The organism is Pseudomonas sp. Au-Pse12, from assembly GCF_021341665.1.
GTDB lineage: Bacteria > Pseudomonadota > Gammaproteobacteria > Pseudomonadales > Pseudomonadaceae > Aquipseudomonas.
On the sequence record NZ_JAJTTH010000020.1, the window covers coordinates 18,291 to 39,128 of the forward strand.

Here is a 20,838-nt window from a genome sequence, read left to right on the forward strand (position 1 = left end):
AGTCAGCACCCGGTAGTGCTCCAGCGGCCGTTCTGTGGTGTGGGCCTGCATGGGCGTGGGGGAGCGCTAATCGTCCAACAGCGTGTTGGACGATTGAGACTTTTGTACTGGCATTGGAAAGAGGCGTGCCGACCTTTTGTTTGCTCAATCGTTGGGTGTGCTTTTTACCGGCGAGGGCGTGCTTGAGGACGCCTTCGCCGGCAAGCCGGCTTCTGCGGTGGATGTAGGAAGGGTCTGTCTTTTCTGTAAGGCAGGCTGGAGGCGCTGATTGCGGTGCTGTTCTGTGGGATAACCATCAGCGCAACCCTGGACGTACTGATCGATACCAGGGCGTATCCCACGCAGAGAGGTCGTAGCCATGGGCCAGGAAATGCGGCTGTTTCAGGAGGACTTGCTTAAGGCGGTTGCCGATATGAGCGCCGGTAAGGCTGTGCGCTCAGTGACGCTGTCCGTGGCGACTCGTCGCCAAGGATGGGCGGGAGACGGGCAAGGTACGTTTGTCGAGATTTTGATGGCTGGCTTGTGCCGGCGCTGCAGTTTTTCCGGCAAGCCACAACGCCCGGGATTTCGTGGGCGTTGTAGCCGCTGCCGCAGGCTGCGATCGGCCCCGTAGGGGCCGTCTGCCTCAGAAACTCACTGAAGCACTCAACCGCGCCGTCAACGGCGCGCCCTGGAACAGGTAGTCGTCGCCCATGTATTCCCCAGCGTCGCGCCAGTAGCGCTTGTCGAACAGGTTGTCCACGGTCAGGCGAAATACCGTGTCGTAACCGTCAATGCGGGTGCTGTAGCGGCTGCCGATGTTGAAGATGGCGTAGGCGCCGGTGGCGACGTTGCCCTGGCGGTCGGCGTACTTGCTGCCGCTGTACTGCATGCCGCCCAGCAGGGCCAAACCATCGAGCCAGGGCAGGGCGTAGTCGCCCTGCAGGCTGGCCCGCAGGCGGGGGACGTTGAGGGTCTGGTGGCCTTCGTAGGCAGGGGTGCCGGTGCCCTCGACCCGCGAGCGGATCGCCGCGACGCTGGCGGCAATCTGCAGGCGCTGGGTGGCCCAGCCGTTGGCCGCCAGTTCCAGGCCGGTGTTCTTTTGTTGGCCCTGCTGGACATAGGTGAAGCCGCCAGCGGCGTCGGGGCGCGAGTATTGGTAGGCCTGGCGCATCTGGAACAGCGCGGCGCTGAAGCTCATGCGCTGCCAGTCGTACTTGATGCCGGCTTCGATCTGCCGCGAGACGGTGGGGGCCAGGGTGTCGAATCGATTTTCTGCGAACCACGGTGCCTGGCCACCCAGGCTCAAGCCCTTGCTGTATTGGGTGTACAGCGAAAGGTCGCTGATCGGTTTGTAGATCAGCGCCGCCTGGGGCAGGAATACATAGCGCTGGGTGTGGCGATCGCGCACGCCGTCCTTGTCGAAGCTTTCTTCGTCGAGGCGCACTTCGCGCCCGCCGAGGACGGTCTGCCACTGTTCGTTGAAGCTGATGCGGTCGCTGAGGAACAGGCCGTATTGGCGGCTGTCCAGGCGTTTGTGGGAGTCACGCAGGTCTTCAGTGGAGCGAGGACGATCTTCCGGTTCGTTGTTGATATTGCCGCTGCCGATCATTTCGTTAATGGCATCGCGCTTGTTCACTACCCGGCGGAACGCACTGGTCCCCACCGTCAAATCATGGCCCAGGCCCGCTGCATCGAAGCGGCCATTGAGCAGCGCCTGCACCTCATCGTTGCGCCGGGTGTCGTCGGGGCTGCGGAAGTCGTAGATGTCGTAGTTGCCTTCCGGGCTGAAGTAATTGGGCACCTTGACGCTGGAGCAGCTGGTAGAACCGTAGCAACCCCAGGCAAACGAACTGTAGTCATCGATCACCACCTTGCTGCGCGACGCACTGAGGCTGCCCTTCCAGTCGTCATTGAAGCGGTATTCGAAATTGCCACCGATGTTCAGCGATTCATTGGTCACCGGCTTCGACCCGCTCTGGTGCCCCAGGAGCTTTTTCGGCGAGGCGTGGTGCGGCAGGCTGGAACCGCCCAGCAGTTGATAGCCCGGGGCCGAGCGCTGCTGTTTGTTCTGGTATTCGATATCCAGTTGCAGCAGGGCGTCGGGGCTGATGTTCCAGTCCAGGGCCAGGGAGGCAAAGTCGCGCTGGCCGTTGGTGTGTTCGACGTAGGAGTGCAGGTCTTCATGGGCCAGGTTGGCGCGCAGGCCGAACTGCTGTTCGCTGCCGAACCAGCCGCCGACATCGGTGGCCAGGTAGCCGCTGCCGCGATCGTCGGTGGAGACGGTGACCGAACGAATGTCCGTGGGCCGCTTGGTCACGTAGTTGACCAGGCCGCCCGGTTCGCTGATGCCGCTTTGCAGGCCGGAAAGGCCCTTGAGCAGTTCCACCCGCTGCTTGTTTTCCAGGGCGACGTTCTGCTCGCCAGTGAGGGTGTGGTTGTTGATCTTGTAGCTGCTGGCGGCATTCAGCGAGAAACCGCGCACTTCGAAGTTCTCGTAGTAGCCCACCGGCGCGTAGCTCTGGCCCACCGAGGCGTCGTTCTTCAGCACGTCGCTGAGCAGGCGCGCCTGCTGGTCCTTGATCAGTTCTTCGTTGATCACGCTGATGGAGGCCGGGGTATCCAGCAGCGGCGTTTCGCTGAAGCTGCCCACCGAGGCGCTGTCGCTGCGATAGCCGTATGGTTCCTCGCCACTGACGGTCTGGGTCGGCAGCTGGGTGCTGGCGGCGTTGCTGGCCATGCTGCTACCGGCCAGCAGCAGGCCCAGGGTCAGACGATTGAAAGGCAACCCCGTGGTGCGGGCGTGCACGCGGGCAGTCGGGTGAATCCGGCTCATGAACAGTCCTTGAAGGCGACGCCGTGCCGTGGCGCAGCCGGAGGCGTTTTCCGGGGGGCTACGGGCGTCGACCTGAGTGTGTAGTGAGGAACAGCGGGGGAGTCTTGCGGGCTTCAGGCCAGTGGCTGGCGGCTGTCGCTGCGTGCTGTCGGGCAGGCGCCATCATACAAGTTGCGGCGAGGGGGTAAAGGCGGGAGTGGCGCAGGACCGATGTCGGGAGCGCGGCGGCTCAGCTCCTGGCATAAACGGCTGGCGAGTCGTGCTCAGGTTCCGGAGGGTTTATCTGCAGGTTCTTGAGCTGATGTTCCAGGGCCTCCACCTTGCGCAGCAGTAAGGCGATGATTTTTTCATCCCGTTGGCGGGCTTCGTCACTGACCAGGGATTTTTCCAGCCGATCGACGATTTCATTGTTCATGCTGCGGTTTTCGCGTTTGGCGATGTGTTTGAACTGAGTGTGCAGTTCACCCGGAAGACGAATGATGAACTTTTGCTGGGAGGAGCACATAGCGGGCCTCGGAATGATGTCAAAGAGCAACATCATAGGAACGAGGCAGGCTTGCTTGCTTCAGGAAAATTCTTAAAAGCATGACAAAAACCACGCTTTTTTCATTAGGAAGTTTCTGGCAGGCACAAGACCCCGTTGCAATCCGATGGAAAAAGCGGACCTGATCCAGGTCCGTTTTTCATCGGGAGCATTCAGCCGCTGACGTGGCCTCCGAGCCTCAACGGCGGTCCAGCCACACCGTCTGCGCGTTGCAGAATTCGCGCACGCCGAAGTGCGACAGCTCGCGCCCGAAGCCGCTTTTCTTCACCCCGCCGAAGGTCACCCGAGGGTCGCTGGCGCTGTAGCCGTTGATGAACACGCCGCCGGTTTCCAGTTCGTCGGTCATCTGCCGGGCCCGTTCCAGGTCCTGGGTGAAGATCGTCGCGGTGAGGCCGAACTCGCTGTCGTTGGCCAGCTCCAGGGCGTGTTGCGCGTCCCGGGCGCTGATGATGGCGGCCACCGGGCCGAACAGTTCCTGCCGGAAGGCGGTCATCTGCTCGGTGACGTTGGCCAGCACCGTGGGCTGATAGTAGTTGCCGGCGCCTTCGACCTTGTCGCCGCCCAGCAGCAGGGTGGCGCCTTCGGCCAGGGTGGCCTGGACTTGCTGGTGCAGTTCGTCGCGCAGGTCGAAGCGGGCCATCGGGCCGAGGTAGGTGTCGCTCGCCAGCGGGTCGCCCATCACCAGGGCGCGGGTGGCTTCGACGAATTTGCGGGTGAATGCCTCCACGACGCCTTGCTCGATGATCAGGCGCTTGGCGGCGGCGCAGACCTGGCCGGTGTTCTGGTAGCGGCCGATCACCGCGGCCTTGACCGCTTCGTCCAGGTCGGCGTCGTTGAGCACGATAAAGGGGTCGGAGCCGCCCAGTTCCAGTACGCACTTCTTCAGCGCGGCGCCGGCCTGGGCGCCGATGGCCATGCCGGCGCGCACGCTGCCGGTGAGGGTCACGGCGGCGATGCGGCGGTCGGCGATGGCGCGGGACACGCCGTCCGGGGTGACGTTGAGCAGCTCGAACACGCCATCAGGGAAACCGGCGCGCTGCATGACGTCCAGCAGCAGGTAGGCGCTGCCCATGACGTTCGGCGCGTGCTTGAGCACGTAGGTGTTGCCGGCCAGCAGCGCCGGCACCGCGCCACGCAGCACCTGCCAGATCGGGAAGTTCCACGGCATCACCGCCAGCAGCGGGCCCAGGGGGCGGTACTCGATGCGCGCCTTGTCGTGCTCCACCAGGGTCGCTTCCGGGGCCAGCATGGCCGGGCCGTGCTCGGCGTACCACAGGCACAGCTGGGCGCACTTCTCGATTTCGCCGCGGGCCTGGGGCAGGGGCTTGCCCATTTCCTGGCTGATCATCCGCGCCATGGCGTCGCTGCTGTCGCGCAGGGCCTGGGCCAGGGCCGTCAGGCGCGCGGCGCGGGCGGCGACGCTCTGGCGTTTCCACAGGGCGAAGCCGCGGGCCGCGCGCTCCAGGGTGGCGTCGGTTTCAGCGTCGGACTGGTAGGGGTAGGCGCCGATCTGCTCACCGCTGGCGGGGTTGATCGACAAGGCGTGGGTGTGGCTGGAAACAAGGCTCATGGCAGCGTCCTGCAAGGTGGGAATGACGGCAGGTTACGGCGCTGGCTCTTTTCTGAAAACTGAATAATATTAAGCGAGTCGTTCACGTTTGGAGAATGCTGTGGATCTGGTCCAGCTGGAAATTTTCAAGGCCGTTGCCGAGCAGGGCAGCATCAGCGCCGCCGCGCAGCTGATCCACCGGGTGCCGTCGAACCTGACCACCCGGATCAAGCAACTGGAGCAGGACCTGGGGGTGGAGCTGTTCATCCGCGAGAAAAGCCGTATGCGCCTGTCGCCCGCCGGTTGGAACTTCCTCGATTACGCCCGGCGCATTCTCGACCTGGTGGCCGAGGCGCGCCTGACCGTGGCCGGCGAAGAACCCCAGGGGCCGTTTGCCCTGGGCTCGCTGGAAAGCACGGCGGCGGTGCGCATCCCGGCGCTGCTCGCGGCCTACAACCAGCAATACGCCAAGGTCGAGCTGGACCTGTCCACCGGCCCCTCGGGGACCATGATCGACGGCGTGCTCGCCGGCCGTCTGGTGGCCGCCTTCGTCGACGGCCCGGTGCGCCACCCGGCCCTGGAAGGGCTGCCGGTGTTCGAGGAGGAAATGGTCCTGATCGCGCCCCTGGGCCACGCCCCCATCACCCGGGCGCGGGAGGTCAACGGTGAAAGCATCTACGCCTTTCGCGCCAACTGTTCCTACCGCCATCACTTCGAGAGCTGGTTCACCCAGGACGCCGCGGTGCCGGGCAAGATCCATGAAATGGAGTCCTACCACGGCATGCTGGCCTGCGTCAGCGCCGGCGCCGGGCTGGCGCTGATGCCCCGCAGCATGCTGGAAAGCATGCCCGGCTGCGCCACGGTGAGCGTCTGGCCACTGTCGCCGCGCTTTCGCTTCCTGCGCACCTGGCTGGTCTGGCGGCGCGGCACCGTGTCCCAGAGCCTGAGCAGTTTTGTGAAGTTGCTGGAGGAGCGTGGGGTGGTGCTGGCAGAAGGGTGAAAGGGAGCGGTTTATCAGCGCCTGCTCAAGGCCAGGCGCGCGGCGAACAGCACGAAGATCATCCCTGTGGTGCGGTCCATCCACTGGATCACCTTTTCCCGCTGCAGCACCCCGCTCAGTGAGCGGGTGGCGCCAATCAGCAGCAGGGACCAGATCAGCCCGAGCACCACGTGGATGCTCACCAGACCGAAGGTCCAGAGCACCAGCGGCTGGCCCTGGGGAATGAACTGCGGCAGGAAGGACACGTAGAAGATCCCCACCTTGGGGTTGAGCACGTTGCCCAGCAGGCCCTTGAGAAACCAGTTGGCTCCGGGTTTTTCAGCGGTGCCAGAGGGGGCGAAGGCGCGGCGCGGGCGCAACAGCATGTTCAGCCCCAGCCAGGCCAGGTAGGCGGCGCCGCAGTACTTCAACAGGTTGAAGGCCAGTTCCGACACGGCAATCAGGGCCCCCAGGCCGAAAGCCACGGCCGCGCCCCAGAGCAGGCAACCGGCGTTGATCCCCAGTGCCGCGCGCAGGGCCTGGCGTTTGCCTTCCACGGTGGCGGTGCGCAGCACCAGGGCGGTGTCCAGGCCCGGGGTCAGGGTCAGCAGGGTGGCGGCCAGGGTGAAGGCCAGGAGGTTTTCGGCGATGGGCATGGGCAGGGTTTCAAGCTGAGACGTTGGCGAACGTTAGCACAGCCGTGGAGTGCCAATGCGCGCCGCGGGTGCGGTCATGTCTGTGGGAGCGAGCTTGCTCGCGATGCTTGCCAAAGCGCCGCCTATTCCCAGTGAGTGCGCGTTATCGTTGGCGTCCTTCGCGAGCAAGCTCGCTCCCACAAGGGTGGGGCAAAACGGGCCGCAGGGTTCCGCGATGCCCAGTTGCAGTTGCCGGGCTTCGATCTGTTGTCGGCGACCATCCCCAGGGTTGTCTCGGCCGGCAGGCGATGCAGGCCCAGGGTGCTGATGCTCGGACACTGGCTCAGAATCTCCAGGTCATGGCTTTGCGGGCTGATGTGCAGGCTCTGCAACTCGGGCATGCGGGCAATCGGCGCCAGATCGATGGCCGGGCCCTGGTCCAGGGAGAGCCGCAGGCTGTGCAGGCGTTCGAGGTTGGGCAGGGCCAGAAGCCCGGGCAGCTCGGCGCGGAAGACTTCCAGGGCAAGCTCCCTGAGCAGGTGCAGGCTGCCAATGGCCTGGAAATGTTCCAGGGTTTCGAGGCCGTCCAGGCTCAGCGAGTGGACGTTGGGCAGGGCGAGCAAGGTCCGGCCATCAAAACCTCTGCTCGAATAGTGGTTGTAGAAACGCACGGTAAGGCGCTCGCCATAACGTGCGCAGAGGGCATCGAGTTGTTCCAGCAGTTGGCAATCGTATTGCTCGACGCTGTGCCACTGGACGATGACCCGGGCCCGCGGATCGGCCTCCAGCCGGGCACCGACCTGCAGGCGCAGGTCGGCCTGGGTCGGTGCTTTGATTCGATGGGGAAACATCAGCGGTCCTTGAAGATTGTCGCGCGGCATCATGTCATACAGCATGCCCGGCTACGCCACGCCGAGCGCCTGGCCACTGTCGCCGCGCTTTCGATTCCTGCGCAGGGGCGATTGGTGAGCCTCAGGCCTTGCACCGGACCAGCGCCAGATACACCGCCGAGCCTTTCCCGGGTTCGATGTAATGCGCGTCGTCCAGGTCGGCTATCCGGGTCGGTTTTATCTCCAGTTCCAGCTCCGGTGCGCCGGCGTACCATTCGTCATTGTCGTTCAGGCCATTCTCGAAAGCGTCGAGAAACCCCTGGCAACTGTCGAACTTGCCATAGCTGTAGTTGCCTTGCTGGTCGCTGTAGAAGCGTGAGTAGCTCAGCAACACGATGCCCCAGCGCTCAATGCGCTCACCGGGACTGGTGCGGGGGATCTGCTTGACCAGGTCCTTGCGGATTTCCCAGATCTTGTAATAGGCATTCTTGTTGTTGTGCACCACCTTGAACTCGATGGCGGTAGAGGCCTTGTCGTCGTATTTGTTCTCGACCCAGATATCCACCTTGCGCCGCTCGGCGGCGATCAGCCAGCGCGGGACGTTGCTGCGTTCATCCAGCTGGCCGCCGAGGCCGAAGTGCTCGCGATTGATGTCCAGCAGCGCCGCCGATTCCAGGCTCAGCCACAGTTCGGGAGCGGCGCTGACGATGATGGATTTGAGGATGCGCTGGCGTTCGTCTTTTTTCAGGTGAGCCAGCAGCAGTTCGGTAAAGCCGGGAACAAAGGACATGGGATCTCCTTATCAGGTCCAAAAAAGGTGGAGCGGTGAGGTTGATGCTGTTCTGTAGGAGCGAGCTTGCTCGCGATGATCTCGAAAGCGCCGCAGGTTCCCTGTGAGTGCGCGTTATCGTTGGCGTCCTTCGCGAGCAAGCTCGCTCCTACAAGGGCAGCCGGTGTTCAGTACGTTCCGCGGGGTTCTGGGATGCCCAATTGCTGTTGCCGGGCTTCGATCTGTTTGTCCACGGCGCGTTTGCCACTGCGCAACTTCAGGTGCTGCACGCTGGGCGGCAGCTGTTGCTCGATCAGGGCCAGCAGGTCCACCTGTGGGGTCTTGATCAGGCGCAGGTCGGTGATTGTCGAGGTGTGCAGGTGGTTGATCGCCCCGAGGTTCTTGAGGTTGATCAGGCTCAGCTTGCGCAACTGCGGCGCACCGCCCAGGTCCAGTTGGCTCAATTGCGCCTGGTCCTCGATCTTCAGCGCTTCAAGCTGTGGAAAGCCGTCCAGGTCCAGGCGGTTGAGGCCGCGAACCCGCATGATCTCCAGTTCCTTGACCTGGGGGTTGCGCAGCTCCGGCATCTGCTCGCGGCTGCCGAAGGTCACCGAGAGGCTGCGCAGGCCGGTCATGCTGGCGACCATCCCCAGGGGCGTCTTGGCCGGCATGCGGTGCAGGTCCAGGTGGTTGATGCTCGGGCACTGGCTGAGCACGTCCAGGTGATGGCTTTGCACACTGAGGGACAGGGTGTGCAGCTCGGGCATGGCGGCCAGTGGCGCCAGGTCGATGGCCGGGCCTTTGTCCAGGGACAGGCGCAGTGTTCGCAGCCCCCTCAAGTTGGGCAGGGCCAGGAGGCCCGGCAGGTCGGCGCTGATGACTTGCAGGGCAAAGTCCTTGAGCTTGCGCAGGCTGCCAATGGCTTCGTAGTGCTCCAGGCTGTCGAGGCAATCCAGGCTCAGGGACTGGACATGGGGTAGGGCCAGCAACACCCGGGCATCAAACGCACTGCCCGGGTAATGGCTGTAGAAGCGCACGTTGAGGCGCTCGCCGTAGTGGGCGCAAAGGCTGTCGAGTGAGTTCAGCAACTGCGCGTCATATTGCGCGCCACGCTCGAACTGGACGATGACCCGGGCCTGTGGGTCGGCTTCCAGATGGGCCTGGACCTTGAGTGTCAGGTCTTCTCGGGTCGGGGCATGAATTCGGTGGGGAAACATCAGCGGTCCTTGATGATTTTCGCCGCGGCATCATGCCATTGCGCAATCCGCACTGCCATCGACCCGGCCAATGGCAGCCAAGGTTACGGGTCGACTTGCCCCATCAGCTCGGCCACCGATTCCGGGCGCTTGGCGTAGCGCTGGGCCAGCACCGCACAGACCATCAGCTGGATCTGGTGGAACAGCATCAAGGGCAGAATCAGCACGCCCATGGTGCTGCCGGCAAACAGCACCTGGGCCATGGGCACGCCGGTGGCCAGGCTCTTTTTCGAGCCGCAGAAGAGGATGGTGATGCGGTCTTCCTGGTCGAAGCCGAACAGCTTGCCGAGAAAGCTCGAGGCCAGCAGCACCAGGGCCAGGAGGATGCAGCAGGCCACCACCAGCCCGCCCAGTTCCCACAGTGGGATCTGCTGCCAGATGCCTTCGTTCACCGCCTCGCTGAAGGCGCCGTAGACCACCAGCAGGATCGAGCCCTGGTCGACGAAGCGCAGCCAGTGCTTGTTGCGCCCGACCCAGGCGCCGATCCAGCGCCGGGCGATCTGCCCGGCGATGAACGGCAGCAGCAGTTGCACGCTGATCTTGAGGATCGCATCCAGGGTCGAGCCGCCGTCGCCGTGCACGTTCAGCAGCAGGGTGACCAGGAGCGGGGTGAGGAAGATCCCGAACAGGCTCGACGCCGCGGCGCTGCAGATGGCCGCCGGGATATTGCCCCGGGCCAGGGAGGTGAAGGCGATCGCCGATTGCACCGTGGCCGGCAGGGCGCACAGGTAGAGCATGCCCAGGTACAGGTCGTTGCCCACCAGCGGCGACAGCAGCGGCTTGAGCGCCAGCCCCAGCACTGGAAAGAGGATGAAGGTCAGGCTGAACACCAGCAGGTGCAGGCGCCAGTGGCCGGCCCCGGCGATGATCGCCTCGCGCGACAGCTTGGCGCCGTGGAGGAAGAACAGCAGGCCGATGGCGAGGTTGGTCAGCCAGCCGAAGCCGACCGCCACTTGGCCGCTGGCTGGCAGGAAACTGGCCAGCAGGACCACGCCGATCAGGGTCAGGGTGAAGTTGTCGGGCAAAAGACGCGAGCGAGTCATAGCGGGATCATCCGGGGGTTGCCAAGTGCAGTGGGGCGACTCTAACGTGGCTGCGTTTTACCGACTAACGCCAAGGAGCCAGTTAATGCCGCCTAAAGGACATGAAAAGATCGTCCGGCGCAGTATTCCCGGGCTGCCAAGCCTGCCGAGACCGGTGTACGGGCGCACCGAGTCCTTGCCCAATCGCGCGCTGACCCGGCGCCACAGCCACCCTTGGGTCCAGTTGTCCTACGCAATTGCCGGGGTGCTGGAGATCCAGACCAGCGGCGGGCGCTTTGTCGCCCCGCCGCAGCGCGCGGTGTGGATTCCCGCCGGGGTGCCGCACCGGGTGTTCAGCTCGCCGCGCACCGAAATGCGCAGCCTGTACCTCGATTGCAGCGTCACCGCCTGGGCGGCCACCGACAGTTGCCAGGTGCTGGCGGTCAGCAGCCTGCTGCGGGAGCTGATCCGCGCCTTTAGCGAACTGCCGGTGGAGTATGTCGAGGACAGCGCCGACGGGCGCCTGGCCCAGGTGTTGCTGGACCAGCTGGCCGCCGCGCCGCAACTGGACCTGATGCTGCCGCTGCCGCTGGACGCGCGCTTGCGCTCGATCTACCGCAGCCTGCAGGCGCACCCGGAGCAGCCGACCACCCTGGGCCAATGGGGCCAGAAGCTCGGGGTCACGGAGAAGACCCTCAGCCGCCTGTTTCTCAAGGACACCGGGCTGACCTTTCGCGCCTGGCGCCAACGCTTGCGCCTGCTCGGCGCGCTGACCCCGCTGGAGCAGGGCGAGCGGGTCACCGATGTGGCCCTGGCCTGCGGCTATGACTCGACCTCGGCGTTTATCGCCGCGTTTCGCCAGCAGTTCGATGCCACCCCCGGCGAGTTCTTCCGCGACCTCTGAACCCCCGCGATTCCTGTAGCCGCTGCTGAGCCCGCGAAGCTGCGCAAAGGTCCGCAGGACCTTGCTTGACGACCTCCCGTCGAACCTCTATCGATCTTAAGAACCCTACGTCCCTTCGGGCCGTTCGCAGCCTGCGGCAGCGGCTACAGGGTGCGACGATGCGGCAGGTGCGGCAGGTGCGGCAGGTGCGGCAGGTCAGGCCTTTGATGGGCGCAGCAGTTCGATGCGCTCTGGCGGCACCAGGGTGCGCAGGGTCTTGTACAGGGCCCGGGTCTCCAGCAGGTTCCAGATCCGCAGCAGGGTTTCCAGGGCGTCCAGCGGCTTGCTGATGAAGTCCCGCGCGCCCAGGGCCAGCGCTCGCAGGCGGGTGTCGCGGGTGGCGTCGGCGGTGAGCACCAGGATCGGCAGGTAGTCGTTGGCCGGAATCCGCCGGTTGAGCTGTTCGAGCACGGCAAAACCGTCGAACTCGGGCATGTGCAGATCGAGGATCACCAGGTCCGGCTCGAAGCTGTTGAACAGCTCCAGGGTGCGCAGCGGCTGGGTGCTGCTCAGGACGTTGTGCAGGCCTTCGCGGGCCAGCAGCTGTTCCATCAGGTCGAGGTTGGGGCGCTGGTCATCGATGATGAGGATGCGCATATCGGCACTCATAGGGGCTCCGCTAGACAGGCATCGAGGTGGGCGAGGAACACCGGGATGTGGATTGGCTTGGTCAGGATCGCCGTGGCCCCGGCCTCGCGCAGGGCGCGCTGGGTCGGTTCGCTGGCGTCGGCGGTGATCATCAGGATCGGCGTGCTGGCTGTGCTGCCCGAGGCCCGCAGCCGTTGCAGCACCTCCAGGCCTTGCAGGTCCGGCAGGTTGACGTCCAGCAGGATCATCTGCGGCGCGTGCTGGCGAGCCAGGTCCAGGCCCATCTGGCCCTGCATGCTCGACAGCAGCTGGATGCCCGGGCGCCGTTGCAGCAGGGTTTCGATCAGCGCCAGGCTTTGCAGGTTGTCCTCGATGCACAGCACCTTGCCCTGGTAGCGGCCCGCGGCCGGTGCGGCGGGCGGGCTCAGCGCCGGGGCACTGAAGGTGGCGACGGCGGGAGCGTCGGGCAGGCTCACGTAGGGCAGTTCCAGGGTGAAGCGGCTGCCGCTGCCCGGGGTGCTGTGCACGCCCAGGCTGCCGTCCATCATTTCCAGCAGGCTCTTGCTCAGGGCCAGGCCCAGGCCGGTGCCCTCGACCCTGGGGTCGGCGTCCAGGCGTTCGAACGGCTTGAACAGAAGCTCCAGGCGATGGGCGGCAATTCCCGCGCCGGTGTCGAGCACGCTGATGCGCAGGCGCGACTGCTCGATCGTCACTTCAATGCTCACCCGGCCATCCGCGCGGTTGTATTTGATGGCGTTGGACAGCAGGTTGAGCAGGACCTGGATCAGCCGCTGGCGGTCGGCGATCACCCCGCTGTCGCTGGGCAACGGCGGCAGCGGCGCCAGGTGAATGCCGGCGTCGGCGGCCATCGGCGACACCAGGGTCAGGGCTTCGTGCAGCACCGCCGCCAGGGGCATGGGCTCGACGTTCAGCGGCAGGCGCCCGGCTTCGATGCGGGCGATGTCCAGCACTTCGTTGATCAGCCCCAGCAGGTGCTGGCCGGCCCGCAGGATGTGCCCGACCTGGGGCCGCTGGCCGGCGCTGGAATCCATGTCGAGCAATTGCGCGAAACCGAGGATGGCATTGAGTGGGGTGCGCAGTTCATGGCTCATGCGCGAGAGGAACTCGCTCTTGGCGCGGCTGGCGCTTTCGGCTTCTTCGCGGGCGGTGCCCAGGGCGATTTCCGCGGCGCGGCGGTCGGTGATGTCGCGGGTGATCTTGGAAAAGCCGCGCAGGGCGCCGCTGGCGTCGTACTGCGCGGTGATCACCACGCTGGCCCAGAAGCGGCTGCCGTCCTTGCGGCAGCGCCAGCCTTCCTCCATGTAGTGGCCGTGGGCGGTGGCTTCGCGCAGGGCCATGTCCGGGTGCTGCGGGCACTCTTCCGGCAGGTAGAACAAGGAGAAATGGCGGCCGATGATTTCCTGGTCGCGGTAGCCCTTGATCCGCTCGGCGCCGAAGTTCCAGGTGGTGACCATGCCGGCGGTGTCCAGGGCGAAGATCCCGTAGTCCTTGACCCCGTCGATGATCAGCCGCAGGCGTTCCTGGTTGTCGCGCAGGGCGCGCTCGCGCTCGGCCAGCAACTGCCCGGCCTCCACCAGGCGTGTGCCCAGCTGGCCGATCTCATCCAGCTCCGGCGCCTGTGGCAGCAGGGGCTGGCCCAGGGCCAGGCGCTGGGCGTTGCCCTGGACCTGCTGCACCCGGGTGACGATGCCGCGGGACAGCAGCAGCACCGCGACGATGGCGCCGAACAGCCCGCAACCGGCGGCCAGCAGGGTGGCGAACAGCAGGCGCATGCGGGTCGCGGCCGCGGCTTCGGTGCGTTCGGCCAGCAGCGCGTCTTCATGGATGCGCATGGCGCTGATCTGTTCGCGCAGCACGTCCAGCACCTGCTTGTTGTCGATGAGGATCGCGGTCACGGTGGCGCTGTCGTCGCGGCTGCCGTTGCGCAGGGCCACCAGGCCTTCGAGCTTGGTCTGGATCAGCGGGGTGATGGTGTGCAGGTACTCGCGCATGCGCGTGTCGCGCACGTTGCGGTCCAGGCGTTGCAGGGCGGCCTCGATCTGTGGGCGGGCCTGCAGGTAGGCGGGCAGGAAGTCCTCGCTGCGGGTCAGCAGGTAACCGCGCACGCTGGCCGCGGCTTCGGCCAGCAGGGTGTGCACGGTCTGGATATCGCCCTGCACCAGCAGCACCCGGCGCACGTCTTCTTCGGCGCGGGCGGTCTGGCGTTCGGCGCTGTAGATCAGCACCAGGGACAACAGCAGGATCACCAGCGGCAGGGAAATCACCACCAGCGCCTTGCCCCGCAGCGGCAGGTCGGCCCAGCGCCGGGCGCTGCGCAGGTTCATGGCCACTGTCCGTTGGGCTGGGCCACCAGCCCCAGGGCGATGCCGCGCACCGCCGCCTGGGTGCGGTCGGAGGCGCCGAGCTTGCCGATCACCCGCTCGACGTGGGCCTTGGCGGTGCCGGTGGTGATGCCGAGCTTTTCGCCGATCTCGCGGTTGCTGAAGCCGCCGGCCACCAGCCCCAGCACCTGGCGCTCGCGGGCGGTCAGGGCCTGGGCCTGGGGCATCTGGCCGCTGCCGCGTTCGGTCATGCGTCGCAGCAGGCGCGCGCTGACCGCGCTGTTCAGGGCTTCCTCGCCCTGGGCCACCCGTTGCAGGGCGCTGATCACTTCGTCGCGGCTGGCGTCCTTGAGCAGGTAGCCCACGGCGCCGGCGGTCATGGCCGCTTCCAGGTGATCGGGGCTGTCGTCCATGGTGAAGATCACCACCTTGACCTCGGGCTGGCGCTGCTGCAAAAGGCGCGCGGCCCCCAGGCCATTGAGCCGGGGCATGCGGATGTCGAGGATGGCGATGTCCGGGCGCAGTTGCTCGCACAGGGCCAGGGCTTCCTCGCCGTCGCTGGCCTGGCCCACCACTGCGAATTCCGGATTGCCCGCCAGCAGGGCGACGAACCCGGTGCGGGTCACTTCATGGTCGTCCGCCAGGACCAGGCGTATCTGCGCGCTCATAGGGTTTGCTCCAAGGGGTGGGCCGGCACCCGGGTCAGCAGCCGGGTACCGTTGCCGGGCTGGCTGTCGCAACTGAAATAACCGCCCAGCAAATGGGCGCGCTCGTGCATGGCGACCTGGCCCAGCTGTTCGCGGCCCGGGGCCGGCGAGCTGATGAAGCCGCAACCGTCGTCGCTGACCCCGAGCAGCGCCTGGCCGTCTTCCAGGGCCAGGCTCAGGTGCACCTGCGAGGCCCCGGCGTGCTTGAGGATGTTGTTGATGGCTTCCTGGGCGATGCGGAACAGGGCGATCTCCACCGCGGCGGGCAGGCGCTGCGGCGCGCGCGCCCCCCAGTACACCACCAGGCCGGCGTCGCGCAGGCGGTCGGCCTCGCGGTCGATGGCCCGCAGCAGGCCGAAGTCGTCGAGCACGTGAGGGCGCAAGCCGCCGATCAGTTGCCGGCCTTCGCCGACGCAACCCTGGGCCAGTTGCAGGATGGTCTGCAGCTCTTCGTGCAGCTCGGCGGGCAACCGCGGACAGCGCCCGGCGAAGCCCTGCAGGCGCTGGTGCAGCCCGGCCAGGGTTTGCGCCAGGCCATCGTGCAGGTCATAGGCGACCCGCTTGCGTTCGTCTTCCTGGGCGCTGAACAGGCGCTGCACCAGTTCCGACATGCTGCGCTCCCGGGCTTGCAGGTCGCGCAGCAGGCGATGGTTTTCCAGGTGCGCCGCCAGCAGGGTGGCCAGCAGTTGCAAAGATTCCAGGTCTTCGCTGTCCGGCGGGCTGATGGGCACGCTGTTGGCCAGCAGCAGGGCGCCGAAGGCGCGGCCGTCGGCGCGGTGCAACAGCACCCGCAGCACGGTGCTGCCCTGGGTCGGCGGCGGTTCTGGCCACTGCGGGTGGTCGGCCAGGGCGCGCAGGCCTTGCAGGCGCTCGTCGTGACCCTGGGCGGCGCGGGTGTGCACCACGCCATCCTCGGCCCACTCCAGCAGCAGCCCGTGGTCCATGGCGGCAAAGGCACAGGCCCGTTGCACCACCCGCTGGCGCATCTGCTCGGGTGGCAGCTGCAGCAGCTCCTGGCCGGTGTCCACCAGCAGCCGCAGGCGCGCGGCGCGGCTCTGCGACTGTCGATACTGGCTGCGCAGGGCCAGAGCGCTGGCGGGGTCGAGGGGCGGCGTGGACATGGCGGGGCTCCGGGGCGACGGCGGTGCGGTTGAACAGAGGTGGGCATTAGACCTGTTGCCCGGCAGCACGCCTATCTGCCGAATGGCATAGGCCGAAAGCTCCGGTTGGCCGATGGCGCGGGCGACGGCGATGGGCAAAGTGTGGCTCATTGAAACCCACTGGAGAAATCGTATGAATCTGAAAACTACCGCACTGGCCCTGTTTTTTGCCTTCACCGCTCCGCTGGCGGTGGCCGCCGAGGTCAAGCCTTATGTCTACAGCAGCGTTGCCGAGTTGCCACAGGCGGCCCAGGACCGTGAGATCGCTGGCCTGTTCGACCGCTGGAACAGCGCCTTGCAGACCGGCAACCCGCAATCGGTGGTGAGCCTCTATGCAGCGAACGCGGTGTTGCAGCCTACGGTTTCCAACCAGGTGCGCAGCACCCACGCGCAGATCCAGGACTACTTCGAGCACTTCCTGGCGTCCAAGCCGGTGGGGCAGATCAACTACCGTGAAATCCGTCACCTGGGCCCCGATGCCGCCCTGGACAGCGGCGTCTACACCTTCACCCTGACCGATGCGGCCGGCAAGGCCGAGAAGGTCCAGGCGCGCTACACCTTCCTGTACGAGCGCATCGATGGCCAGTGGAAGATCCTCAACCACCACTCTTCGGCCATGCCGCAAGTTCAGCCGCAACTGGCCGCTCACTGAGCCACGTGCTTTACCCTTCACGCCGAGCCTGTGCTCGGCGTTGTCGTTGTCGTTGCCCGGGGCTCACTGCTCGCGGTAGCGCCCCGGGGTCATGCCGAACCAGCGCAGGCAGGCCTTGTGGAAACTGCTCTGGTCGCGAAAGCCCAGCAGGGCGCCGATGTACTTGACGCTGCGCATCGAGTTGCGCAGAAAACTGTGGGCCAGCATCAGCCGCGCCTCGTCCTGCAGGGCCGAGAAATGCACGTCTTCGTGCCCCAGCCGGCGCTGCAGGCTGCGGGTGCTGACCCCGACCATCTGCGCGATGTTCGGCAGGTCGCTCGGCGCGCCCTGGGCCAGGCGTTCCGACAAGGCTCGCCGGACACGGGCGGTCATCGAGCCGTTGTGCAGCAGGTTGAGGCGGTTGCGCGCGTACTCCAGGTGCAGCACGTCCAGGGCCGGGTCGGCGGTGGGCAGGGCGATGGCGCAATCCTGGCTGCTGAACGACAGGCTGTTGTAGGGCGCGCAAAACTGCAGGTTGTCCCCCAGTAGCCGGCGCAGTGACGTGGTGTCCAGGGGTTCCGGGTAGGTGAAGGTGGCCGCCAGGGGGCGCACTTTGTGCTGCGGCAACAGCCAGTGCAGCAGGCCCAGGGTCTGGGCCGCGCCGGCATCGATGAAGGCCCGGGGCATGATCGAGGGTTCGCTGGCCACGTCGAAGCCGATCAGGGTCAGCATCTGCGGTTTGCGTTCCAGGCACATGCAAAAGCCGTTGCTGATCAGCGCGTGGTAATCCACCAGGCGTTGCAGCGCGGTGCCCAGGGTGGCGCAGGACATCACCGCATACCCCAGGGCCTCCAGGTTGGCCGGGTGGGCCTTGCTGTAAGCCAGCAGGCCGAGGTCCGGCTTGCCGGTGCGACGCGCGGCTTCGTGCATGACCTGATAGACCAGTTCCAGTCTCACTCCCTTGGGGTTTTCATACACATCCCGCAGGCTGCTGCCGAATTGCTTGAGCAAGGTTTCGACGTGGGCGCCGCCTTCATTCATGACATCGGCAAGCACCCGAAAACTGGCGCTGGTCATTCTGTGCATAGGTCTTCCTGGACTGGTGGCTAAGTGATAGCGGAGAGGCCGTTCGCATGATTGCAATAAACGCGGGGCCGCAGACGATTCGGCAGCGCCGCGCGTTTCCAAGGACAAGCGAAAGGTATCCAGGAACACTTCCTCAAGGCGTACAGGAGGGTCGATCATGGTCGGCCAGGGGCCCTGAAGGATGGTGATGGCCAGCGCGTCGCGTGCGGTTTGTCGCGAGGGTGCCGTTGTCTTGCCCGGGGAGTTGTCATGCAAAGCGTCAGAGACTTTTATCGTGAACTGGCCGAGGGGCGCCTGATGCTGGCGTTCCAGCCGGTGGTGTGGTTGCCCGACAGCACTCGGGTGCTCTACCACGAGGGTTTGCTGCGCCATGTCGATGCCCAGGGCGGCGAAGTCTATCCTCTGGCGCTGCTGGAAAAACACCAACTGATGCGTGAACTGGATCACAGCGTGGTGCTTTGCGTGATCGAGGGTCTGCGCGGCAACGAGCGCCTGCGCCTGGGCTGCAACATCTCGGCGCAGAGCGCGATCATCGACGACTTCTGGTGGCCGATTCTGCAGGTGCTGCGCGACTGGCCTTCCGTCGCTGCGCGGCTGGTGATCGAGATCACCGAAAGCGCCACGCCACCGAGCATCGAGGCGGCCAGCGAGTTTGTCCTGTGCCTGCGCGAACTGGGGTGCCGGGTGGCCATCGATGATTTCGGCGCGGGCCTGGGCACCCTGGAATTCATCCGCCAGACCCGGCCGGACATCGTCAAGATCGACAAGGGCTACCTGCACCGGGCGCGTGGCGAACTCAACAGCGCGCAGACCCTCAGCCACCTGGTGCAACTGTGCAAGACCCTGGCGCCCTGCGTGATCATCGAGGGGGTGGAAACCGCCGCCGACCAGAGCCTGGCCACGGCCTGCGGTGGCGAGTGGGGGCAGGGCTATCTGTTCGGGCGCCCGCAGGTCGATCGCCTGGGCTGGCGTTGCCGCCTGGAGCAGCGGATGGCGCCGCTGTGTGCGCTGGATCAGGCCTAGCCCGGTTGCGCCACGGTACGGCGCCTGCCCCGGTGCGAGCCCGCCTGACGGGGTTCAATCAGCCTGCGGGGTGATGGGCGGGGTGTGGGCCGTCGGGTCTTGTACCTCGGCACTGATGGGCAATGCCGCCAGGTCTTCCTCGGGAATCTCCTTCATGTCCACGTGCATGTTGCGCTTGGGCCGTTCCGGCTGGAACGCGTCGTAGGGCAGCAGCACGGTGTCGAGCGCCGCATCCAGGGGCAGGCTGGCGATCATCAGGATCGGGCACACCACCATCACCCAGCAGCCGCCGGTGATCATGCGTGCGTAGCCCATGTCGTAGCCGGTGAGCACTTGGGCGTTGGTCTTGACGCTGCGGTAGTAGCGGTCGTCGCGAAAGTCCAGGGCATTGCCGCGAGTCATGTAGGTGCCGCAGCCGGACAGCAGCAGGGTGTTGAGCAGCAACAGGTAATTGATGATTCGGATGATCGGGCTTCCATTCAGGGCAGTGGCAGGGGGCGAGGCTCAGGGCTTCATCGCGTCGTAGGGCAGCAGCACGGTGTCGACGGCGGCGTCCAGGGGCAGGCTGGCGATCATCAGGATCGGACACACCACCGTGACCCAGCAGGCGCCAGTGACCATGCGTGCCTGGCCCATGTCGTAGCCGGTGAGTATCTGCGCGTTCATCGTCGTGCCGCGGTAATAGCGATCGTCGCGCCAATCATGGCCGCTACGAACCACGTAGGTGCCGCAACCGCTCAGCAGCAGAGTGTTGAGCAACAGGCAAAGGATGCTTCGGATGATCAGGCTTCCACGCAGGGTCGAGACAGGGGCGGGCGAGAATCAGTGACTCATCGCGTCATAGGGCAGCAGCGCGGTGTCGGCCACGGCATCCACCGGCAGGCTGACGATGGCCACCACCGGGCAGACGATGCTCATCCAGCAGAAGAGCGTGGCATAGCCGTCGTAGCCGCTGGCGCCGCGCATGGTCAGCAGTTCGATGTTGGCCTGGGTGCCTTTGTAGTAGTCGTAGCCGCTGTGGGCGTTGGGGGTGCGGGCGATCAGCGTGCCGCAACCCACCAGGGACAGCAGCGACAGTGCCAGTACAGCGTTGAGTGCTTTGATGATGCCATTCCTTAGCGAGCGGATTTTTGCCGCGCGCATCGTCGCAGAAGCCAGGCGCGCAAGCTAGATCGGCCTGGATAAATACTCGCCCGGCCCGATCAGACCTCTGACGGGATCAACAGCAGCAGATCGGTATCGCCGATATCCACGCCGGCCTGGCTCAGCAGGGTGCTGGCCTGACCCCGGTGGTGGGTCTGGTGATTGAAGAAATGCACCAGCAGGGCGTGCACATTGCGCTCGGCCACCACGCCCTGGGTGTTGGCGTAGTGCAGGTTGCTGTCCAGCTCGGCGTCGCTCAGTGCCTGGCAGAAATCGAGGATCAGCGAGTCCAGCCACTGGCGTTGTTGCCAGAGCCCGCGCAGGTCGGGAAACAGCAGGGTCTTGAGGTCCTGTGGCTGGGGCACCTGCTGCAGCGGGGCCAGAGCCGGAGGCCGCGCCGGGTGTTGGGCAAAGCGCTTGAGCCAGATCGTGTCACCGGCCAGCAGGTGATTGAGGGTGCCGAGGATCGAGCCGAAAAACGCCTGGCGGTCGAGGACGATCTGCGCCTCGGGCAGGGTCATGGCGGCGTTGTACAGCTTGGCGTTCATCCATTGGTTGTAGCGGGCCATCAGGCACAGGTGCTCGGTGCGCTTCATTGCTGTTCCTCTGGGGCTGGGCGTGCAGCAGCTTCGCAAGCTGGCTGGGCACTGCGCAAGAGGCGCCGTGAAGGCCTTGCGCACAGCCGGTTTTGCGGGCGTTGCAGCCATTAAAAAAACCGCCCCTTTGGCCCCGATAACATCGTTTCTCGGGGCTTGGGCTTTTCTCTATATTGGCCACCAGATCCAGCGCGGCAAGAGGCCGCGCGCCCTTTATGGT

The 20,838-nt window shown here is 65.6% G+C and carries 21 protein-coding genes; 4 read left to right on the plus strand and 17 right to left on the minus strand.

The annotated features are described in order from the left end of the window. Positions 1 to 625 precede the first annotated feature (625 nt). From LXM55_RS31195 to LXM55_RS31205, 3 genes are all read right to left on the minus strand, one after another. A complete protein-coding gene (locus LXM55_RS31195; RefSeq protein WP_233323940.1) occupies positions 626 to 2,815 on the minus strand; it encodes a TonB-dependent siderophore receptor in 2,190 nt (729 codons plus the stop codon). 229 nt (positions 2,816 to 3,044) lie between these two features. Beyond that, complete coding sequence (locus tag LXM55_RS31200) at positions 3,045 to 3,353, minus strand: Arc family DNA-binding protein (protein WP_233323941.1); 309 nt, start codon at positions 3,351 to 3,353, stop codon at positions 3,045 to 3,047. Between the two features lie 184 nt (positions 3,354 to 3,537). Beyond that, on the minus strand, positions 3,538 to 4,929 hold the full coding sequence (locus tag LXM55_RS31205; protein WP_233323942.1) for an aldehyde dehydrogenase family protein: 1,392 nt from the start codon (positions 4,927 to 4,929) through the stop codon (positions 3,538 to 3,540). Between the two features lie 100 nt (positions 4,930 to 5,029). Between LXM55_RS31205 and ptrR the strand changes: the two genes are divergently transcribed. Next, positions 5,030 to 5,908, plus strand: coding sequence for a putrescine utilization regulator PtrR (gene ptrR / locus LXM55_RS31210; RefSeq protein ID WP_233323943.1), 879 nt, complete (start codon positions 5,030 to 5,032; stop codon positions 5,906 to 5,908). A 14-nt stretch (positions 5,909 to 5,922) separates the two neighbouring features. On the opposite strand, the gene LXM55_RS31215 is transcribed toward ptrR, so the two are convergent. The 5 genes from LXM55_RS31215 to LXM55_RS31235 all read right to left on the minus strand — a co-directional run bounded on the left by LXM55_RS31215 (position 5,923) and on the right by LXM55_RS31235 (position 10,420). Beyond that, positions 5,923 to 6,543, minus strand: a complete 621-nt coding sequence (locus tag LXM55_RS31215) for a LysE family translocator (protein ID WP_233323944.1) — start codon at positions 6,541 to 6,543, stop codon at positions 5,923 to 5,925. A gap of 122 nt (positions 6,544 to 6,665) precedes the next feature. Continuing rightward, positions 6,666 to 7,373: a hypothetical protein gene (locus tag LXM55_RS31220; RefSeq protein WP_233323945.1), complete on the minus strand. Its 708-nt coding sequence runs from the start codon at positions 7,371 to 7,373 to the stop codon at positions 6,666 to 6,668. A gap of 121 nt (positions 7,374 to 7,494) precedes the next feature. Further along, positions 7,495 to 8,142 carry a hypothetical protein gene (locus LXM55_RS31225; RefSeq protein WP_233323946.1) on the minus strand — a complete coding sequence of 216 codons (648 nt, stop codon included), beginning with the start codon at positions 8,140 to 8,142 and terminating at the stop codon, positions 7,495 to 7,497. Between the two features lie 167 nt (positions 8,143 to 8,309). Next, positions 8,310 to 9,338 (minus strand): hypothetical protein, encoded by a 1,029-nt coding sequence (locus LXM55_RS31230; RefSeq protein ID WP_233323947.1) that lies wholly within the window; start codon positions 9,336 to 9,338, stop codon positions 8,310 to 8,312. Between the two features lie 83 nt (positions 9,339 to 9,421). Beyond that, positions 9,422 to 10,420 (minus strand): bile acid:sodium symporter family protein, encoded by a 999-nt coding sequence (locus LXM55_RS31235; RefSeq protein WP_233323948.1) that lies wholly within the window; start codon positions 10,418 to 10,420, stop codon positions 9,422 to 9,424. A gap of 85 nt (positions 10,421 to 10,505) precedes the next feature. Here LXM55_RS31235 and LXM55_RS31240 point away from each other — a divergent pair, with 85 nt between their 5' ends. Further along, on the plus strand, positions 10,506 to 11,303 hold the full coding sequence (locus LXM55_RS31240; RefSeq protein WP_233323949.1) for an AraC family transcriptional regulator: 798 nt from the start codon (positions 10,506 to 10,508) through the stop codon (positions 11,301 to 11,303). Between the two features lie 195 nt (positions 11,304 to 11,498). Here the strand turns inward: LXM55_RS31240 and LXM55_RS31245 are convergent, their stop codons facing one another. Genes LXM55_RS31245 through LXM55_RS31260 form a run of 4 tightly spaced genes read right to left on the minus strand, consistent with a single transcriptional unit; the run spans position 11,499 to position 16,100 of the window. After that, positions 11,499 to 11,951 carry a response regulator gene (locus LXM55_RS31245; protein ID WP_233323950.1) on the minus strand — a complete coding sequence of 151 codons (453 nt, stop codon included), beginning with the start codon at positions 11,949 to 11,951 and terminating at the stop codon, positions 11,499 to 11,501. Then, the gene (locus LXM55_RS31250) at positions 11,948 to 14,275 is read right to left on the minus strand and encodes an ATP-binding protein (RefSeq protein WP_233323951.1); all 2,328 of its coding nucleotides are present in this window, start codon (positions 14,273 to 14,275) and stop codon (positions 11,948 to 11,950) included. Before LXM55_RS31250 ends, LXM55_RS31245 begins: the two co-directional genes overlap by 4 nt. Next, on the minus strand, positions 14,272 to 14,940 hold the full coding sequence (locus LXM55_RS31255) for a response regulator (protein WP_233323952.1): 669 nt from the start codon (positions 14,938 to 14,940) through the stop codon (positions 14,272 to 14,274). The genes LXM55_RS31250 and LXM55_RS31255 overlap by 4 nt, the downstream gene beginning before the upstream one ends. Next, positions 14,937 to 16,100, minus strand: coding sequence for a sensor histidine kinase (locus tag LXM55_RS31260; protein ID WP_233323953.1), 1,164 nt, complete (start codon positions 16,098 to 16,100; stop codon positions 14,937 to 14,939). Before LXM55_RS31260 ends, LXM55_RS31255 begins: the two co-directional genes overlap by 4 nt. Positions 16,101 to 16,272: 172 nt before the next feature. Here LXM55_RS31260 and LXM55_RS31265 point away from each other — a divergent pair, with 172 nt between their 5' ends. Continuing rightward, on the plus strand, positions 16,273 to 16,791 hold the full coding sequence (locus LXM55_RS31265; RefSeq protein ID WP_233323954.1) for an SgcJ/EcaC family oxidoreductase: 519 nt from the start codon (positions 16,273 to 16,275) through the stop codon (positions 16,789 to 16,791). Positions 16,792 to 16,854: 63 nt separating this feature from the next. On the opposite strand, the gene LXM55_RS31270 is transcribed toward LXM55_RS31265, so the two are convergent. After that, positions 16,855 to 17,856: an AraC family transcriptional regulator gene (locus tag LXM55_RS31270; protein ID WP_233323955.1), complete on the minus strand. Its 1,002-nt coding sequence runs from the start codon at positions 17,854 to 17,856 to the stop codon at positions 16,855 to 16,857. 249 nt (positions 17,857 to 18,105) lie between these two features. Here LXM55_RS31270 and LXM55_RS31275 point away from each other — a divergent pair, with 249 nt between their 5' ends. After that, a complete protein-coding gene (locus LXM55_RS31275) occupies positions 18,106 to 18,879 on the plus strand; it encodes an EAL domain-containing protein (protein ID WP_233323956.1) in 774 nt (257 codons plus the stop codon). A 54-nt stretch (positions 18,880 to 18,933) separates the two neighbouring features. Here LXM55_RS31275 and LXM55_RS31280 read toward each other — a convergent pair whose 3' ends face one another. The 4 genes from LXM55_RS31280 to LXM55_RS31295 all read right to left on the minus strand — a co-directional run bounded on the left by LXM55_RS31280 (position 18,934) and on the right by LXM55_RS31295 (position 20,618). Continuing rightward, positions 18,934 to 19,323: a YceK/YidQ family lipoprotein gene (locus LXM55_RS31280; RefSeq protein WP_233323957.1), complete on the minus strand. Its 390-nt coding sequence runs from the start codon at positions 19,321 to 19,323 to the stop codon at positions 18,934 to 18,936. Between the two features lie 60 nt (positions 19,324 to 19,383). Next, positions 19,384 to 19,638, minus strand: a complete 255-nt coding sequence (locus tag LXM55_RS31285) for a YceK/YidQ family lipoprotein (protein ID WP_227454126.1) — start codon at positions 19,636 to 19,638, stop codon at positions 19,384 to 19,386. 63 nt (positions 19,639 to 19,701) lie between these two features. Continuing rightward, positions 19,702 to 20,022 carry a YceK/YidQ family lipoprotein gene (locus LXM55_RS31290; RefSeq protein ID WP_233323958.1) on the minus strand — a complete coding sequence of 107 codons (321 nt, stop codon included), beginning with the start codon at positions 20,020 to 20,022 and terminating at the stop codon, positions 19,702 to 19,704. Between the two features lie 59 nt (positions 20,023 to 20,081). Next, a complete protein-coding gene (locus LXM55_RS31295) occupies positions 20,082 to 20,618 on the minus strand; it encodes a DinB family protein (RefSeq protein ID WP_233323959.1) in 537 nt (178 codons plus the stop codon). Positions 20,619 to 20,838 lie beyond the last annotated feature (220 nt).

Bases quoted from the DNA above. Each gene is read 5' to 3' on its own strand.
- LXM55_RS31250 (WP_233323951.1), bottom strand. From the start codon at position 14,275: ATGAACCTGCGCAGCGCCCGGCGCTGGGCCGACCTGCCGCTGCGGGGC.
- LXM55_RS31290 (WP_233323958.1), bottom strand. From the start codon at position 20,022: ATGCGCGCGGCAAAAATCCGCTCGCTAAGGAATGGCATCATCAAAGCA.
- LXM55_RS31205 (WP_233323942.1), bottom strand. From the start codon at position 4,929: ATGAGCCTTGTTTCCAGCCACACCCACGCCTTGTCGATCAACCCCGCC.
- LXM55_RS31200 (WP_233323941.1), bottom strand. From the start codon at position 3,353: ATGTTGCTCTTTGACATCATTCCGAGGCCCGCTATGTGCTCCTCCCAG.
- LXM55_RS31265 (WP_233323954.1), top strand. From the start codon at position 16,273: ATGAATCTGAAAACTACCGCACTGGCCCTGTTTTTTGCCTTCACCGCT.
- LXM55_RS31240 (WP_233323949.1), top strand. From the start codon at position 10,506: ATGCCGCCTAAAGGACATGAAAAGATCGTCCGGCGCAGTATTCCCGGG.
- LXM55_RS31235 (WP_233323948.1), bottom strand. From the start codon at position 10,420: ATGACTCGCTCGCGTCTTTTGCCCGACAACTTCACCCTGACCCTGATC.
- LXM55_RS31220 (WP_233323945.1), bottom strand. From the start codon at position 7,373: ATGTTTCCCCATCGAATCAAAGCACCGACCCAGGCCGACCTGCGCCTG.
- LXM55_RS31275 (WP_233323956.1), top strand. From the start codon at position 18,106: ATGCAAAGCGTCAGAGACTTTTATCGTGAACTGGCCGAGGGGCGCCTG.
- LXM55_RS31270 (WP_233323955.1), bottom strand. From the start codon at position 17,856: ATGCACAGAATGACCAGCGCCAGTTTTCGGGTGCTTGCCGATGTCATG.
- LXM55_RS31260 (WP_233323953.1), bottom strand. From the start codon at position 16,100: ATGTCCACGCCGCCCCTCGACCCCGCCAGCGCTCTGGCCCTGCGCAGC.
- LXM55_RS31230 (WP_233323947.1), bottom strand. From the start codon at position 9,338: ATGTTTCCCCACCGAATTCATGCCCCGACCCGAGAAGACCTGACACTC.
- LXM55_RS31225 (WP_233323946.1), bottom strand. From the start codon at position 8,142: ATGTCCTTTGTTCCCGGCTTTACCGAACTGCTGCTGGCTCACCTGAAA.
- LXM55_RS31215 (WP_233323944.1), bottom strand. From the start codon at position 6,543: ATGCCCATCGCCGAAAACCTCCTGGCCTTCACCCTGGCCGCCACCCTG.
- LXM55_RS31295 (WP_233323959.1), bottom strand. From the start codon at position 20,618: ATGAAGCGCACCGAGCACCTGTGCCTGATGGCCCGCTACAACCAATGG.
- LXM55_RS31195 (WP_233323940.1), bottom strand. From the start codon at position 2,815: ATGAGCCGGATTCACCCGACTGCCCGCGTGCACGCCCGCACCACGGGG.
- LXM55_RS31245 (WP_233323950.1), bottom strand. From the start codon at position 11,951: ATGAGTGCCGATATGCGCATCCTCATCATCGATGACCAGCGCCCCAAC.
- LXM55_RS31255 (WP_233323952.1), bottom strand. From the start codon at position 14,940: ATGAGCGCGCAGATACGCCTGGTCCTGGCGGACGACCATGAAGTGACC.